Genomic DNA, 14,609 nt, shown 5'->3' with positions numbered 1-14,609 from the left:
CCCTGGCGCCTCCCGGCGGAGAGCGGAAGGGGAGGGGGGACGGGCCGCCCGGCGCCGGCCCCGGATTGACCGCGGCGCCGGCCCGGCGCAGGGTGTGGCCCCTTCCGTTCCGCGGAGACACGCGCTCCATGGCGCCCGAGCCCCAGCCAGGCCGGGATGCGCGCATCGTCGCGCTGATCGGCACCGGCCACTTCCTCTCCCATTTCTACATGCTCTGCCTGCCGCCGCTGTTCCTGGTGTGGCGGGAGGAGTTCGGCGTCTCCTACGCCACCCTCGGCCTCGCCGTGGCGCTGATGAGCGGCACCACGGCGGTGCTGCAGACGCCGGTCGGCTTCCTCGTGGACCGGCACGGGGCACGGCCCTACCTGGTCGGCGGCACGCTGCTGATGGCGCTCTCCATCGCGGCGATGGCCTTCGCTCCCTCCTTCTGGGTGATCCTGCCGCTCGCCATCCTTTCGGGCGTCGGCAACAGCGTGATCCACCCGGCGGACTACGCCATCCTCGCGGGCAGCGTCAGCAAGGGGTTCATGGGCCGCGCCTTCGCGCTGCACACCTTCACCGGCAATCTCGGCTTCGCCCTCGCCCCGCCGGCCATCGCCTTCCTGCTCACGGTGGTGGGCCTCACCTGGCGGGAGGCGCTGCTGCTGGTTGGGCTGCTCGGCGTGCCGGTGGTCGCGGCCATCCTTCTGCAGAGCCGAGTGCTGCAGGACCAGCCGAAGCCCAAGGGCAGGCCGCAGGGGCCGGCGGGGCGGGAGCTGCTGCTCAGCCGGCCGATCCTGCTGTTCTTCGGCTTCTTCCTGCTCTCGGCCATGGCCGGGGCGGGGATCCAGGCCTGGCTGGTGACGGTGCTCGGCAAGCTGTGGGGCACGCCGGTGCTCGTCGCCTCCTCCGCACTCACCGGCTACATGGTCGGCGCCACGGCGGGCACGCTGGTCGGCGGCTGGCTGGTGGACCGCGCCAAGTCCGGCCTGTTCGGCATGGTGGTGGCGCTGACGCTGGCCGCCATGGCGCTGCTGCTGCTGCCCGGCCTCGTGCCGCTGCCCGAGGCGGTGCTGGTGGCGGTGGCGCTGGCGGGGGGGCTCGCGCTCGGCACCTCCCGCACCCCGCGCGACGTGATGCTGAAGGACGCCTCGCCGCCCGGAGAGGTCGGCAAGGTGTTCGGCTTCGTCTCCTCCGGCCTGCCGCTGGGCTCGGCCATCACCCCGGTGCCGATGGGCTTCCTGATCGACATGGGCCATCCGGAGCTGGTGTTGCCGGTGGTCGCGGCCCTGCTCGGCCTCTCGCTCCTCTGCGCGGGCGGGGCGCGGCGGGCGCCGGCGGCGCGGCCGCGCCCGGTGCCGGCCGAGTAGGTGACGGCGCTCGACACCTTCCTGGGCTGGCTGGACGTGGCGGCGATCGCGGTGTTCGCCGCCTCGGGGGCGCTCGTCGCCTCGCGCAAGCAGATGGACGCGGTGGGCTTCGTGCTGATGGCCGTGCTCACCGGCTTCGGCGGCGGCACGGTGCGCGATCTGCTGCTCGGCCGCACGCCGGTGTTCTGGCTCGGCGCGCCGGAGCTGCTGGCGGTCTGCGCCGGGGTGGCGGTGCTGGTGTTCTTCACCGCGCACCTGCTGGAATCCCGCTTCCGCGCCCTGCTCTGGGCGGATGCGGTGGGGCTCGCCCTCTACGCGGTGGTGGGGGCGGAGATCGCGCTGCTCGCCGGCGCCAACCCCTGGGCGGCGGTGCTGCTCGGCGTCGCCACCGCCACCTTCGGCGGCATTCTGCGGGACGTGGTCTGCAACGAGGTGCCGCTGATCCTCAGGCGGGAGATCTACGTCACCGCCGCGGCCGCCGGCGCCGCGACGCTGGTGGTGCTGCAGGGGCAGGGCGTGCCGCGCGACACGGCGGTGGTGGCGGGGCTGCTGGTGGGCTTCCTGATCCGCGCCGCGGCGCTGCTGCGCGGCTGGTCCCTGCCCAGCTACCGCGCCCGCCCCGGCCGCGACTATCCGGACGGGGCTTGAGGGGGCGGCGGCCCACCCCCACCATCGGCCGCGCGGGGCCGCGATCACGGCCCCCCAGGGAGGACACATGCGCCGCCGCCACCTTCTCGGCCTCGCCGCCGCCGCCATCGCGCCCGCCGCCCGCGCCCAGGGCAGCTGGCCGGAACGGCCGATCCGCATGATCGTGCCCTTCCCCGCCGGCGGTGCCACCGACATCTGGGCGCGCATGACGGCGGAGGGCCTGTCGCCGCTCCTCGGCCAGCAGGTGGTGGTGGAGAACCGCTCCGGCGCCGGCGGCATGGTCGGCACCGAGGCGGCGGCGCGGGCGGCGCCGGACGGCTACACCCTGCTCTTCACCATCACCACCCATGTGCAGAGCCCGGTGGTGTTCCGCCGCTGGCCCTACCGCCCGCTCGAGGATTTCGCGCCGATCGGGCGCTTCGGCACCACGCCGCTGCCCTTCGTCATCCGAGCCGACATCCCGGCGCAGACGCTCAAGGAGTTCGTGGAGTGGGCGCGCGGGCGCGACCTCTCCTTCGGCTCCTACGCGCCGGGCTCCACGGGCCACGCCATGGCGCAGCTCCTCAACGACGTCGAGCGGCTCGGCATGACGCACATCGCCTATCGCGGCGAGGCGCCGATGCTCACGGACATGCTGGGCGGGCGCATCGCCTGCGGCTTCCACAGCATGACGGCGGCGGGCGACTACATCCGCGGCGGCCGGCTGCGCCCGCTCGCCTGCCTGGGGCGGGAGCGCATCCCCTCCCTGCCGCAGGTGCCGACCTTCATCGAGCTGGGCTACCCCGAGGCCTTCGCCTTCTCCGGCTTCATCGGCCTGCTCGCGCCGGCGCGGGTGCCGCAGCCGATCCTCGACCGGTTGGCCGAGGCGTTCCGCCAGGTGATGGCGCGCGAGGACATCAACCGCCGCCTGCGGGAGATGGACACGCTGCCCGGCTACATGGGCCCCGCCGAGTTCCGCGAGCACATCGCCCGCGTCTGGCAGGAGTGGGAGGCGCTCGCCACTTCCATGAACCTGACCGTGGACGGATAGGGCGGATCGCGGCCGGCCGGAACCGGCCGGAATCGTGGCTCCGCTCCACGAACAACGGATTGGAGCCGTTTCCATGGGCAGGGCTGGATGGAAACGGCTCCGGGCAACCCGCGAAGGACGGATCATGGCCGCAGTACCGGAACATCGACTTTTCGAGGCGCTGGCGGTCGTCTGCCGCGCCTGCGCCGATGGCATCGCGCCCGAGGCGGAGGGCGGGGCGGCGCCCGCGACGGAGGCGGCCGTGGCGGAGGCGCGGGAGGTGCTGGGCGAGGCGGCGCTCGCCGCCGCCTACGGCGCCTTCGCCGCGCGGGGGGATGAGAGCGGGCCGATGCACACCCTCGTCGCCAGCCTCGGCCTGCTCGCGGTCCTGGCCGGGGAGGAGCCGGACCCGCCGGCCGAGATCCTCGGCATCGCCGCCGAGGATGCGCGGGTGGAGGCTGAGATCGACCGCGCGGGCGAGGCGGTGGACCAGGAGTTCGGCCGCGAGGCCAGGGCGGAGGCGGTGACCGCCGCGCTGGAGGCGCGGATCCTCGGCACCGCCATCACCCTCGCCGGCTGCACCCTGCCCGAGGGGGTGGACGGGCAGGCGGCGGTGCGGCTGCGTGCCGCCCGCTGCCTGACGCGGCTTGCCGCCGGGCTGCTGGTGATGAACGCCGCCGGCGGCGGAGCCGGGGAGGGCGCCGCCGCGCCCGTGCCGGCCCCCCGGGGCTGAGCGCGCCCTCGGCCCGCCTCGACGGGGCGGATCCCGTTCCGCCGGGCCCGCCGGAACGGGCAAGGGCGCGCCCCCCGATGAGCCGGGGCATGGGCCGCGAACCTCGGCGGGCGGGACATGCCGCCCCGGCGCGCACGGAGCGGATCGGGACGGCCGGGGCCAGCCGGCGGGGCGGCCGCGCGCCGCCCCGGATGCGTCAGGGCGCCACCTCCTCGAGCAGGCTGGAATGGATCCAGCCTTGCGGCTCCTCCGCCTCTCCCACCTGCACCCAGCCGCCCGGCGCCTGGCCGAAGACGCGGAAGGTCTCGCCGCGCTGGGCGGTGCGGATCACCGTGCTGCCGGTGTTCGGCGCGGCGCGGAAATTCGCCGGCGTGCGGACCATGACGCGCGGCCCCTCCTCCGCGGCCGCGGGGGCGCCTGCCGCCGCGGGGGGCGGCGACTCCGGCGCCGGCATGGGCGGGGGCGGCAGCGGCAGGCCCGGGGCCGGCGGCTCCGCCACTGCCACGGGTGGCGGCGGAGGGGCCTGCCGGGGGAGGGGCACGGGCTCGAAGGCCGGCGGGGTGATCGGCGGCGGCGGGGAGGGCGCGGCGGCGAGCGGCATCGGCTCCGCGGGGGAGGGCGAGGTCGCGGCCGGGGTTGCCATCTCCGGGCCCGCGGCAGTGTCGGGCGTGCGCGGGAGCAGGAGCACGGCCGCCCCCGCCAGCAGCGCGACCGCGACGAGGCCCGCCGCCGCGAGCGCGACCGGGCGCCGGCGCGCCGGCGCCTCCGCCGCGGGCGCCGGCATCTCGGTCGGGGCGCTGTCCGGTTGCGGCACGTGCCGCTGCAGCATCCGCGGCGGGGTCGGGCGATCCGCGGGCAGGCCGGCCGTCGGCTCGGGCGGGGTGCCCTGCCAGGCGCCGCGCTCCACCGGTGGTGCGGCCTCGCCCGGGGGCGGCGCGCGCCAGGCGCCGGGCTCGCGCGGCGCGGGGGCGAAGGCGGCGCCACGCGAGGGATCGCGCGGGGTCAGCGCACGGCGCAGCACGCTGACCCAGGCATCCCCGCCGGGGACGGAGAGCGCGGGCAGCGCGGCGAAGGCCTCGCTGAGGATGGTGTCTATCGCCTCGATCTCGGCCGGGCGCAGGCGCAGATGCACGATCGGCAGGTAGCCCGGAAAGATGCTCTCGAAGCGCGCCGCCTCCAGCCGCTGGCGCAGCACCGCCTCCGGATCCGTCGCCGGCGTGGTGCCGATGTCGAGCAGGGCGACCCCCACCTCGGGATGCAGCAGCACGAAGGGAATCGTCACCGGGCGGCTGAGATTGCCACTGAGGTTGCAGTCCCTGAGACAGATCCAGCCCGAGGGCAGCGGCGCCGTCACCGCCTCGGCGGCGCGGTCGCGTTCCCCCGCCGGCCGCTGCAGGCGCCGGAACGCCTCCTCGTCGCGCATGTCCTGCTCGCGCATCTGGCCCGAACCCCGATCTTCCCGAGAGTGCCGTGTTCCGGCGGCGCTTCCTGCACCGTCCGCCTTCCCATGCGGCCGTTCCCGCATGCGGGTATATGCGTCGCCGGGGGCAGGATGCATCCCTCCGGCGGCGGCGCTCCCGGCCCCCTTGCGGGCGGGCGGTACACGGCCGCGTGGCCGCTCCGCAAGCGGCGGCCGATCAAGGCCGCGTGCGGCGCCGCACCCGCTCCGCGCCGCTACAGCCGCCAGCCGGTGTGGATGGCGACGATCCCGCCCGAAAGGTTGCGCCAGCCCACCCGCTCCAGGCCCGCCGCGCGCATCATCGCGGCGAGACTCTCCTGATCCGGGAAATTCCGGATGCTCTCCGCGAGGTAGCGGTAGCTCTCCGCGTCCCGGGCGACGCGCGCGCCGAGGCGCGGGAGCACGCCGAAGGACCAGGCGTCGTAGAGCGGCGCCAGCGCCTCCACCTCGACGCGGGAGAATTCCAGGCAGTGGAACCGTCCGCCGGGGCGCAGCACGCGCCGCGCCTCGCGCAGCACCGCCTCCTTGTCGGTGCAGTTGCGCAGGCCGAAGGCGATCGAGACCTTCTCCACGCAGCGGTCCGGGAAGGGCAGGCGCTCCGCATCGGCGCAGACGAAGACGAGGCCCGGGGCGAGGCCGCGGTCGAGCGCCCGCCCCTGCGCGACGCCGAGCATGGCGCGGTTGACGTCGGCGAGGATCACCCGCCCCGCGCCGCGCTCGCGCGCGAGGAAGGCGACGTCGCCGGTGCCGCTGGCGAGGTCGAGCAGCGTCTCCCGCGGCGAGGCGCCGATGGCGTGCACGAAGATGCGCTTCCACACCCGATGCAGGCCGAGCGACATCAGGTCGTTCATCAGGTCGTAGCGCGGCGCCACGCTGTCGAAGACGCGCCGCACCAGGCGGGCCTTCTCGGCGCGGGGGACCCGGCGGTAGCCGAAATCGGTCGTGTCGGACATGCTCTGGCCGTTGCCTGCGGGGCGCCGCCATAGCAGGTGGGGCGGGCGCCGGGGAAGGCGAGGGGGCGCGGGATGCCGGAGCTGCCGGAGGTCGAGACGGTGATGCGCGGCCTCGCCGCGGTGCTGGCGGGGCGGCGCATCACCGCCGTCCGCGTGGCGCGCCCCGACCTGCGCTGGCCTCTGCCGGAGGGGCTTGCGGCGCGGCTGACCGGGGCGCGGGTGCTGGGGTTCCGCCGGCGCGGCAAGTACATGCTGATGCGCCTCGAGGGCGGGGATTCGGTGCTGATCCACCTCGGCATGTCGGGGCGGATGGTGGCGCGCCGGGTGGGGGAGCCGCCGTCGCCGCGGCTTGGCCCGCAGGGCGCCGCCTCGGATGCGCGCGGTCAGGGCGGGCCGCCGGAGGCGCACGAGCATCTCGTGCTCGAAACCGAGGATGGCTGGCGCGTCGGCTTCGTGGATCCGCGGCGCTTCGGCTGCGTGGACCTCGTGCCGACGGCGGAGGAGGAGAGACACCGGCTGCTGCGCGACCTCGGACCCGAGCCGCTGGAGCCGGGCTTCACGCCGGAGGTGCTCTCCGCGGCGCTGGCCGGGCGCCGCACCAGCATCAAGGCGGCGCTGCTCGACCAGCGGGTGGTGGCCGGCCTCGGCAACATCTACGCCTGCGAGGCGCTGTTCCGGGCCGGCATCTCGCCGCGACGCCTGGCGGCGAGCGTCGCCGGGGCGCGCGCCGCGCGCCTCGTCCCCGCCATCCGCGCGGTGCTGGAGGAGAGCATCGCCGCCGGCGGCTCCTCCCTCCGCGACTACGTGCGGGCGGATGGGGAGGTCGGCTTCTTCCAGGAGCGGTTCGACGTCTATGGCCGCGAGGGGGAGCCCTGCGCGCGCTGCCCCGGCCCCCCGGCCTGCCGGGGCATCGCGCGCATCGTGCAGGCCGGCCGCTCGACCTTTTTTTGCCCGCGCACGCAGCGCTGATATAGACCGCCGGGAGCGGAGGAGGATCGCATGGCCGAATACGGGATGATCCAGACCGAGGTGCAGGGACGGGTGGCGGTGATCCGCCTCAACCGGCCGCAGGCGCTGAACGCGCTGTGCGACCAGCTCATGGAGGAGCTCGGCCAGGCGCTGCGCGGCTACGACGCCGACCCCGCCATCGCCGCCATCGTGCTGACGGGCAGCGAGAAGGCCTTCGCCGCCGGCGCCGACATCAAGGAGATGCAGTCCCGCTCCTACCCCGCCGTCTATCTCGACGACTTCATCGGCAAGCGGTGGGAGGTGGTGACCACGGTGCAGAAGCCGGTGATCGCCGCCGTTGCCGGCTATGCGCTCGGCGGAGGGTGCGAGCTGGCGATGATGTGCGACATCATCATCGCAGCCGAGAACGCGCGCTTCGGCCAGCCCGAGATCAACCTCGGCGTCATTCCGGGCGCGGGCGGCACGCAGCGCCTGACCCGCGCCGTGGGCAAGGCGAAGGCGATGGAGCTGGTGCTCACGGGCCGGATGATGGACGCGGCCGAGGCGGAGCGCGCCAACCTCGTCGCCCGCGTGGTGCCGACCGACCAGGTGGTGGCGGAGGCGGTGAAGATCGGCGAACGGATCGCCGCGCTCTCCGCGCCTGCGGTCGCCATCGCCAAGGAGGCGGTGAACCGCGCCTTCGAGACCACGCTGGCCGAGGGGGTGCGCTTCGAGCGGCGGCTGTTCCAGTCCCTCTTCGCCACCGAGGACCAGAAGGAGGGCATGGCCGCCTTCGTCGAGAAGCGCAAGCCCGCCTTCCGCAACCGTTGAGCGGCGCCGCCCGGCGGCTTGCTTGACGCCATGCCGGGGGCGGGGCTAGAAGCGTCGCCCCTGGCGCGGGCCCTCGGAGGCCCGCCCTTTCCGTTCTACCCGTTCCGGATCGAACCCGAGCCCCATGGCGAACACGGCCTCTGCCCGCAAGCGCATCCGTCAGACCGAGAAGCGCACCCTCCGCAACCGCGCCCGGCGCTCCCGCGTGCGCACCTTCCTGCGGAAGGTGGAGCAGGCGATCGCCACCGGGAACCAGTCCGCGGCGCAGGAGGCGCTGCGCGCGGCGCAGCCGGAACTGCACCGCGCCGCGACCAAGGGCGTGCTGCACCGGAACATGGTGGCGCGCAAGCTCTCCCGCCTCTCTTCGCGCATCAAGGCGCTCGGGGCCCAGGCCTCCGCCTGAAGGGCGGGATTGCGGCGCGTTCCCCGCGCCCGCTCCGCCGGCGCCGGTCAGGCAGGGACTTCATCCGTCCGGATCTTCCGCTTTCCGGGCCATGCGGCCCGCCGGGCTGATATTGTCCTGTATTTGGCTGGTATTCTGATCGGGGCCACGCGGCAGAAGTTACTATTTGCCGGCCACCTGGGGGCGCGATATCATCGCTTCCGTCAGGGCGGCAGCGCAGATATCCCCCCGTTCGTGTCCGCGGCCGCCGCCCGGCACGCAGCCTGCCCTGCCCGGCCGGCTCGCGTTCCGGCCCTTGGCGCCAGAGCTAGGGATGGAAGAGGAGGCTGGCGTTTGCCCCCCGAAACCTCCGGACGGATGGCCGCCTGCTGGGCACGCGTGCGCGGCCGCCTGCGCAAGGAAGTCGGCGAGGTCGAGTACCGTACCTGGCTGCGGCAGATGACCCTCACCGGCATCGACGGCGACGAGGCGGTGGTGGTGCTGCCCACCCGCTTCCTGCGCGACTGGGTGAACAGCCATTACGGGGACCGGCTGCGCGCCCTCTGGCAGGCCGAGGACCCCTCGATCCGCCGCATCGACATCCGCGTCGCGCAGCCGAACGGCGCCGAGGCCGAGACCGTGCTGGCGGCGGAGATGCAGGACGCCTCCGCCGCGCCGGAGGACGCGCCCGGCCTCGCCGAGAGCCTGGCCCCGCGCCCCCCCGCCGAGAGGAGCGCCCCCGAGCCGCGCTCGGACTGGATCGCGCCGCTCGAGGCGCGCTTCACCTTCGACACCTTCGTCGTCGGCAAGCCGAACGAATTCGCCTATGCCTGCGCCCGCCGCGTCGCCGAGCAGCCGGCGAGTCCGGGCTTCAACCCGCTCTTCCTCTACGGCGGCGTCGGCCTCGGCAAGACCCACCTGATGCACGCCATCGCCTGGGCGATCCGCGAGCACCATCCGGAGCGCACGGTGGCCTACATGAGCGCCGAGAAGTTCATGTACCGCTTCATCGCCGCGCTGCGCAGCCAGAACACCATGGAGTTCAAGGAAAGCCTGCGCTCCGTGGACGTGCTGATGATCGACGACCTGCAGTTCCTGATCGGCAAGGACAACACGCAGGAGGAGTTCTTCCACACCTTCAACGCCCTGGTGGACCAGGGAAAGCAGATCGTCGTCTCCGCCGACAAGTCGCCCTCCGACCTTTCGGGCATCGAGGACCGCCTCCGCACCCGGCTCGGCTGCGGGATGGTGGCCGACATCCATGCCACCACCTACGAGCTGCGCCTCTCCATCCTGCAGGCCAAGGCCGCCGCCGCCCGGGTCGAGGTGCCGACCAAGGTGCTGGAACTGCTCGCGCACAAGATCACCGCCAATGTCCGCGAGCTCGAGGGAGCGCTGAATCGCCTGGTGGCGCACGCCAACCTGTTCCATCGCCCGGTTACGCTGGAGACCGCGCAGGAGGTGCTGCACGACCTCCTGCGGGCGCACGAGAAGCGGGTCTCGATCGAGGAGATCCAGCGCCGGGTGGCCGAGCACTACAACATCCGCCTCACCGACATGTCCTCGGCGCGCCGGGCGCGCAACGTCGCCCGGCCGCGGCAGGTGGCGATGTACCTCGCCAAGCAGCTCACCCAGCGCTCGCTCCCCGAGATCGGGCGGCGCTTCGGCAACCGGGACCACACCACGGTGATGCACGCCGTCTCCCGCGTGGCCGAGCTGATGCAGCAGGATGCGAGCTTCGCCGAGGACGTCGCCCTGCTGCGCAAGATGCTGGAGACCTGATCCGCCCCCGGCACGGCCCGGCGGGCTTGGTGGGGAAGGCAGGACGGCTTACCTTACCCTGCTTGCGAATCCGCTTCGACGGGGCGCCCCCGTCGGCGCGCGGCAGGCAGGGATGCGGAACGAGGACGGCGCGATGGCCGGGGGAGCCTGGGTGGCATGAGGATCACGGTCGAACGGGCGATCCTGTTCAGGGCGCTCGCCCATGTGCAGAGCGTGGTGGAGCGCCGCAACACCATCCCCATTCTCGCCAACGTGCTGATCGCGGCGCAGGAGGGCGCGCTGCACCTGACCGCCACCGACATGGAGATCGCCATGGTCGAGGAGGTGCCGGGGGTGCGGGTGGATCGTCCCGGCCGCTGCACCGCCCCCGCCGCCACCCTCTACGAGATCGTGCGCAAGCTGCCCGAGGGGGCGACGATCCAGTTCGACCAGGCGGGCGGCGACGCGCCGCTGGCGCTGCGCGCCGGGCGCTTCCAGACCTCCCTCGCCGTGCTGCCGGTGGAGGACTTCCCCTCCATGACCGAGGGCAAGCTGCCGCACCGCTTCAGCCTGCCCGCCGCCCAGCTCCGCGACCTGGTGGACCGCACCCGCTTCGCCATCAGCACCGAGGAGACGCGCTACTACCTGAACGGCATCTACCTCCACGCCACCGAGAGCGAGGGCACCCCGGTGCTGCGCGCCGTGGCGACGGACGGCCACCGCCTCGCCCGCGTGGAGCAGCCGCTGCCCGAGGGGGCGGCCGGCATGCCCGGCGTCATCATCCCGCGCAAGACGGTGAACGAGCTGCGCAAGCTCGCCGAGGAGACGCAGGACGAGGTCACCATCCGCCTCTCCGACACCAAGATCCGCTTCGAGGTCGGCACCGTCCAGCTCACCAGCAAGCTGATCGACGGCACCTTCCCCGAGTATGAGCGCGTGATCCCCCGCGGCAACGACAAGGTCCTCCGGGTGTCCAAGAAGGCCTTCGCCGACGCGGTCGGCCGCGTCGCCGCCATCAGCAGCGAGCGCTCGCGCCCGGTGAAGCTCTCCCTCGACCGCAACCACCTCCTGCTTTCCGCCGCCAGCCCCGACCAGGGCCAGGCGCAGGAGGAGCTGGACCAGGAGGTGGTGCAGTACGAGGCGTCGCCGATCGAGATCGGCTTCCAGGCCCGCTACCTGAACGACATCACCGATCTGGTCGAGGAGCAGGTGGAGTTCCGCTTCGCCGACGGCAGCGCGCCCACCGTGGTGACCGACGTGGCGAAGCCGGAGGCGCTCTACGTGCTGATGCCGATGCGGGTGTAGCCCCGCCGCGGAACGGCGCGCGGAAGGCGCCAGACGCATCCCGTTCAGGCGGCGCTCCCGAACGGGCGAAGGTGCCCACATGTCCAACCGGCCGGAGCATGGCCGTGAGCCGGGGCGGACGGAAAAAGTTCTAGTCGCCGCCGGCGGAGGCCTGCGGCCGGTCCGCCTTGCCGCGGGCGGCGGCGCCGAGCAGGTCGCGGAGGCGCGCCATGGCGCGTGGCAGCGGGTCGGTCCGGGTGCCCGCCGCCCGCACGCCGTGCCAGGCGTCGAGCACCTCCTGCGCGGCGCGGCGCAGGGCGCCGCGGGCCTGCCGCCGCCCTGACGGGGTCTCCGCGGCGGGGCCGGGCGCATCGCCGCGCAGCAGCGCCTGCACGCGCAGGCCCTGGCTGGTCGCGTGCCACCGCGCGCCGCGCCCACCCTTGCCGAAGCTGCGGCCGCAGAGGCCGAGGTCGCGGAGCCGGATCAGGGCATGCACCATGTCCCGGCTGGCACCGCCCCGCGCCGAGCCGTCGGCGGGCAGCCAGGCCAGCACGTGCCGCTCCGCCTCGCCAAGGCGGGCGAGCAGCGCCAGGGTGGCGGGCGAGGGCGCTCCTCCCGGGGTGCGGTCGTTGGCCGGCACGAAGGAGGTGCGCCCGAAATGGTTTGCCCAGTGCATGCACGCGGCTCCGCGATCCTGCCCGGCGCCGCGGGGGCGCTGGGGACCGGTCGGCATTAGCAGTACTCAACTTTAGGTAGAAGAATCGTTTTGTTGAGCCCGCCTTAAGGGAATACTCCCCAGGCGCCCCTTCCCGGGAGTCGGGGAGAGGCGCGGCCCGCCCCGTCGGCGGGCGCCTTGCCGCCGCCCGCCCGCCATCGCTAGAACCCGCCGAAATGCTCCCCCACCCGCCCCGCATCGCGCCATCCCTGCTGGCCGCCGACTTCGCCCGCCTCGGCGAGGAGGTGCGCGCGATCGAGGCCGCCGGCGCCGACTGGCTGCACCTCGACATCATGGACGGGCATTTCGTGCCGAACATCAGCTTCGGCCCCGCCCTGGTGCGGGCGCTGCGCCGGCACTGCGGGCTGCCCTTCGACGTCCACCTGATGATCGCCCCCGCCGATCCCTACCTCGAAGCCTTCGCCGAGGCGGGGGCGGACCTGATCAGCGTCCATCCCGAGGCCGGGCCGCACCTGCACCGCACGCTGCAGAGCATCCGCGCCCTCGGCCGGCGCGCCGGGGTGGTGCTCAACCCGGCCACGCCCGTCTCCGCCGTGGAGCATGTGCTCGACCTCTGCGACCTGGTGCTGGTGATGACGGTCAACCCCGGCTTCGGCGGCCAGTCCTTCCTGGAGAGCCAGTTGCCCAAGATCGCCGCGCTGCGTCGCATGATCGCCGAATCGGGGCGCGCGATCGCGCTGCAGGTGGATGGCGGCGTCACCGCCGAGACGGCGCCGCGCTGCCGCGCCGCCGGGGCGGATGTGCTGGTCGCCGGCACCGCCGTCTTCGGCGCGCCCGACTATGCCAGGGCCATCGCCGCGCTGCGGGGGGCCGCCTGATGCGCGAGATCCTCCGCAGCACCCGCCGCCTGCTTTCCGGCCTGAAGCCGGTGAAGGTGCCCGATTCCCCGGCGCGCGCCTTCCGCGACCTCTGGCCGGGGGATATCGGCCGCGGCGAGAGGCTGCTCGGCGGCGTCCTCGAGGTGGCCGGGACCGCGCGGCGGCTGGAGCCGCTGCCCGAGGGCGGCGGCGGGGCCGGCTGCTGGGACGATGCCGAGGGGTCGGTCGCCTGGCGCGCCGCCGCGCACGGCTTCCAGTGGCTGCGCGACCTGCGCGCGCTCGGCAGCGACGCCGCCCGCCTGCGCGCCCGCGACCTGGCCGAGGACTGGCTGGCGCACGGCGCCGGACAGGCGCTGGCTCAGGCCCCGGAGGTCGCGGCGGCGCGCATCGCCGCCTGGCTCGGCCACTGGGACTTCTTTGCCGCCACCGCCGAGGACGGGTTCCGCCGCAGGGTGATGGTACGCCTGGCGCAGGATGCGCGCGGCGTCGCCGCCGCCCTGCCCGCCGAGGCGCTGCACCGCGGCGCGCTGGTGACGCTGAAGGGCGCGATCGCCGCCGCCCTGGCGCTGGGCGAGGAGGCCTGGCTGTCCCGCGCCCTGCGCTTCCTGCCCGGCGAGCTGGAGCGCCAGTTCCACCCCGATGGCGGGCATGTGGAGCGGTCCCCGGCCCAGCTCCTGCGCGCGGTGCAGGACCTGATCGAGATCCGCAACCTGCTGCACGGCGCCGAGGTGAACGCGCCGCCGATCCTCGCCACCGCGCTCGAGCGCGCCGGCCAGGCGCTGCGCCTGTTCCGCCATGGCGACGGCGCGCTGGCGCTGTTCAACGGCACGCGGGAGGAAGGGGCGGCGCTGGTGGACCTGGTGCTGACCCAGGGGCAGGCCCGCGGCCGCGCGCCGCTGCTCCTGGAGGAGAGCGGCTTCCATCGCCTGCAGGCCGGCCGCACCCTGATCATCGCCGATGCCGGCGCCCCGCCGCCCGGCCGCGCGCGCGACGCCGCGACCGGCCTGCCGCGCGGCGCCGACCGCTTCGCCCATGCCGGCACCCTTTCCTTCGAGATGTCGGTCGGGCGCGACCGCCTGATCGTCAATTGCGGTGCCGCCCCGGCCGCCGAGGGCCCCTGGCGCGACGCGCTGCGCGCCACCGCCGCCCATTCGACGCTGGTGCTGGCCGACACCAACAGCGCCGAGCTGCGCGAGGAGGGGCTCGGCCGCCGCCCCGAACGCGTCGAGGCCGACCGTCACGAGGCCGGCGGGGCGCAATGGCTGGAGGCGAGCCATGACGGCTGGCGCAGGCCCTTCGGCGCCATCCACCGCCGCCGCCTCTACCTCTCCGAATCCGGCGACGACCTGCGGGGCGAGGATCTGGTGGAGATGCTGGAGCCGGACGCCAAGCCCCCCGGCTTCGCCGTCCGCTTCCACCTGCACCCGGCGGTGGCGGCGAGCCCGCTGCAGGACGGCGAGGGGGTGCTGCTGCGCCTGCCCTCCGGCCATGGCTGGTGCCTGCGCGCCAAGGGCGCGCGTGTGGCGGTGGAGGAGAGCGTGTATCTCGGCGGTGCCGAGCCGCGGCGCACCAGCCAGGTGGTGCTGCAGGCCGAGGCGGGCACCGAGACGGTGCAGTGGGCGATCGGCCGTGTGCAGGCCGCGGCGCCGGGCGGGGCGCCGGAGGGCTGAGCACCCCGCGGTGCCGCTGGCCGGGAGC

14 protein-coding genes are annotated in these 14,609 nt (G+C 74.5%); 11 read left to right on the top strand and 3 right to left on the bottom strand.

Features of this window, described 5'->3' with window-relative positions:
* The first annotated feature begins 128 nt into the window (after positions 1-128).
* From ET526_RS07885 to ET526_RS07870, 4 genes are all read left to right on the top strand, one after another.
* Positions 129-1,349, top strand: coding sequence for an MFS transporter (locus tag ET526_RS07885; protein ID WP_135467141.1), 1,221 nt, complete (start codon positions 129-131; stop codon positions 1,347-1,349).
* The gene (locus tag ET526_RS07880; protein ID WP_240048306.1) at positions 1,350-1,997 is read left to right on the top strand and encodes a trimeric intracellular cation channel family protein; all 648 of its coding nucleotides are present in this window, start codon (positions 1,350-1,352) and stop codon (positions 1,995-1,997) included.
* Between the two features lie 67 nt (positions 1,998-2,064).
* Positions 2,065-3,027, top strand: a complete 963-nt coding sequence (locus tag ET526_RS07875; RefSeq protein ID WP_135467140.1) for a Bug family tripartite tricarboxylate transporter substrate binding protein — start codon at positions 2,065-2,067, stop codon at positions 3,025-3,027.
* Between the two features lie 124 nt (positions 3,028-3,151).
* Entirely contained in the window at positions 3,152-3,739 is a 588-nt protein-coding gene (locus ET526_RS07870) for a hypothetical protein (RefSeq protein WP_135467139.1), read from the top strand.
* 196 nt (positions 3,740-3,935) lie between these two features.
* Here the strand turns inward: ET526_RS07870 and ET526_RS22335 are convergent, their stop codons facing one another.
* Both ET526_RS22335 and ET526_RS07860 read right to left on the bottom strand, forming a co-directional pair.
* Positions 3,936-5,177 carry an SH3 domain-containing protein gene (locus ET526_RS22335; RefSeq protein WP_135467138.1) on the bottom strand — a complete coding sequence of 414 codons (1,242 nt, stop codon included), beginning with the start codon at positions 5,175-5,177 and terminating at the stop codon, positions 3,936-3,938.
* A gap of 236 nt (positions 5,178-5,413) precedes the next feature.
* Entirely contained in the window at positions 5,414-6,151 is a 738-nt protein-coding gene (locus ET526_RS07860) for a class I SAM-dependent methyltransferase (protein ID WP_135467137.1), read from the bottom strand.
* Positions 6,152-6,223: 72 nt separating this feature from the next.
* On the opposite strand from ET526_RS07860, the gene mutM reads away from it, so the two are divergent.
* The 5 genes from mutM (at position 6,224) to dnaN (ending at position 11,378) form a co-directional block, all read left to right on the top strand.
* Positions 6,224-7,120 (top strand): bifunctional DNA-formamidopyrimidine glycosylase/DNA-(apurinic or apyrimidinic site) lyase, encoded by an 897-nt coding sequence (gene mutM, locus ET526_RS07855; protein ID WP_135467136.1) that lies wholly within the window; start codon positions 6,224-6,226, stop codon positions 7,118-7,120.
* A 30-nt stretch (positions 7,121-7,150) separates the two neighbouring features.
* Entirely contained in the window at positions 7,151-7,930 is a 780-nt protein-coding gene (locus tag ET526_RS07850; RefSeq protein WP_135467135.1) for an enoyl-CoA hydratase, read from the top strand.
* A 124-nt stretch (positions 7,931-8,054) separates the two neighbouring features.
* Positions 8,055-8,333 (top strand): 30S ribosomal protein S20, encoded by a 279-nt coding sequence (gene rpsT, locus ET526_RS07845; protein ID WP_135467134.1) that lies wholly within the window; start codon positions 8,055-8,057, stop codon positions 8,331-8,333.
* Between the two features lie 357 nt (positions 8,334-8,690).
* Positions 8,691-10,094, top strand: coding sequence for a chromosomal replication initiator protein DnaA (dnaA, locus tag ET526_RS07840; protein WP_135467186.1), 1,404 nt, complete (start codon positions 8,691-8,693; stop codon positions 10,092-10,094).
* Positions 10,095-10,250: 156 nt separating this feature from the next.
* Entirely contained in the window at positions 10,251-11,378 is a 1,128-nt protein-coding gene (gene dnaN, locus ET526_RS07835; protein WP_135467133.1) for a DNA polymerase III subunit beta, read from the top strand.
* Positions 11,379-11,508: 130 nt separating this feature from the next.
* Here dnaN and ET526_RS07830 read toward each other — a convergent pair whose 3' ends face one another.
* Positions 11,509-12,033, bottom strand: a complete 525-nt coding sequence (locus ET526_RS07830; RefSeq protein WP_135467132.1) for a hypothetical protein — start codon at positions 12,031-12,033, stop codon at positions 11,509-11,511.
* Between the two features lie 215 nt (positions 12,034-12,248).
* Here ET526_RS07830 and rpe point away from each other — a divergent pair, with 215 nt between their 5' ends.
* Positions 12,249-12,911, top strand: coding sequence for a ribulose-phosphate 3-epimerase (gene rpe, locus ET526_RS07825; RefSeq protein ID WP_135467131.1), 663 nt, complete (start codon positions 12,249-12,251; stop codon positions 12,909-12,911).
* On the top strand, positions 12,911-14,581 hold the full coding sequence (locus ET526_RS07820; protein ID WP_135467130.1) for a heparinase II/III family protein: 1,671 nt from the start codon (positions 12,911-12,913) through the stop codon (positions 14,579-14,581). Before rpe ends, ET526_RS07820 begins: the two co-directional genes overlap by 1 nt.
* The last annotated feature ends 28 nt before the right edge of the window (positions 14,582-14,609 follow it).

It is taken from the genome of Crenalkalicoccus roseus (genome assembly GCF_004761865.1).
GTDB lineage: Bacteria > Pseudomonadota > Alphaproteobacteria > Acetobacterales > Acetobacteraceae > Crenalkalicoccus > Crenalkalicoccus roseus.
This window is presented reverse-complemented; position numbering and strand designations above follow the sequence as displayed.

Bases quoted from the DNA above. Each gene is read 5' to 3' on its own strand.
- ET526_RS07850 (WP_135467135.1), top strand. From the start codon at position 7,151: ATGGCCGAATACGGGATGATCCAGACCGAGGTGCAGGGACGGGTGGCG.
- ET526_RS07830 (WP_135467132.1), bottom strand. From the start codon at position 12,033: ATGCACTGGGCAAACCATTTCGGGCGCACCTCCTTCGTGCCGGCCAAC.
- dnaA (WP_135467186.1), top strand. From the start codon at position 8,691: ATGGCCGCCTGCTGGGCACGCGTGCGCGGCCGCCTGCGCAAGGAAGTC.
- dnaN (WP_135467133.1), top strand. From the start codon at position 10,251: ATGAGGATCACGGTCGAACGGGCGATCCTGTTCAGGGCGCTCGCCCAT.
- ET526_RS07860 (WP_135467137.1), bottom strand. From the start codon at position 6,151: ATGTCCGACACGACCGATTTCGGCTACCGCCGGGTCCCCCGCGCCGAG.
- mutM (WP_135467136.1), top strand. From the start codon at position 6,224: ATGCCGGAGCTGCCGGAGGTCGAGACGGTGATGCGCGGCCTCGCCGCG.
- ET526_RS07885 (WP_135467141.1), top strand. From the start codon at position 129: ATGGCGCCCGAGCCCCAGCCAGGCCGGGATGCGCGCATCGTCGCGCTG.
- rpe (WP_135467131.1), top strand. From the start codon at position 12,249: ATGCTCCCCCACCCGCCCCGCATCGCGCCATCCCTGCTGGCCGCCGAC.
- ET526_RS07820 (WP_135467130.1), top strand. From the start codon at position 12,911: ATGCGCGAGATCCTCCGCAGCACCCGCCGCCTGCTTTCCGGCCTGAAG.
- rpsT (WP_135467134.1), top strand. From the start codon at position 8,055: ATGGCGAACACGGCCTCTGCCCGCAAGCGCATCCGTCAGACCGAGAAG.
- ET526_RS07870 (WP_135467139.1), top strand. From the start codon at position 3,152: ATGGCCGCAGTACCGGAACATCGACTTTTCGAGGCGCTGGCGGTCGTC.
- ET526_RS07875 (WP_135467140.1), top strand. From the start codon at position 2,065: ATGCGCCGCCGCCACCTTCTCGGCCTCGCCGCCGCCGCCATCGCGCCC.
- ET526_RS22335 (WP_135467138.1), bottom strand. From the start codon at position 5,177: ATGCGCGAGCAGGACATGCGCGACGAGGAGGCGTTCCGGCGCCTGCAG.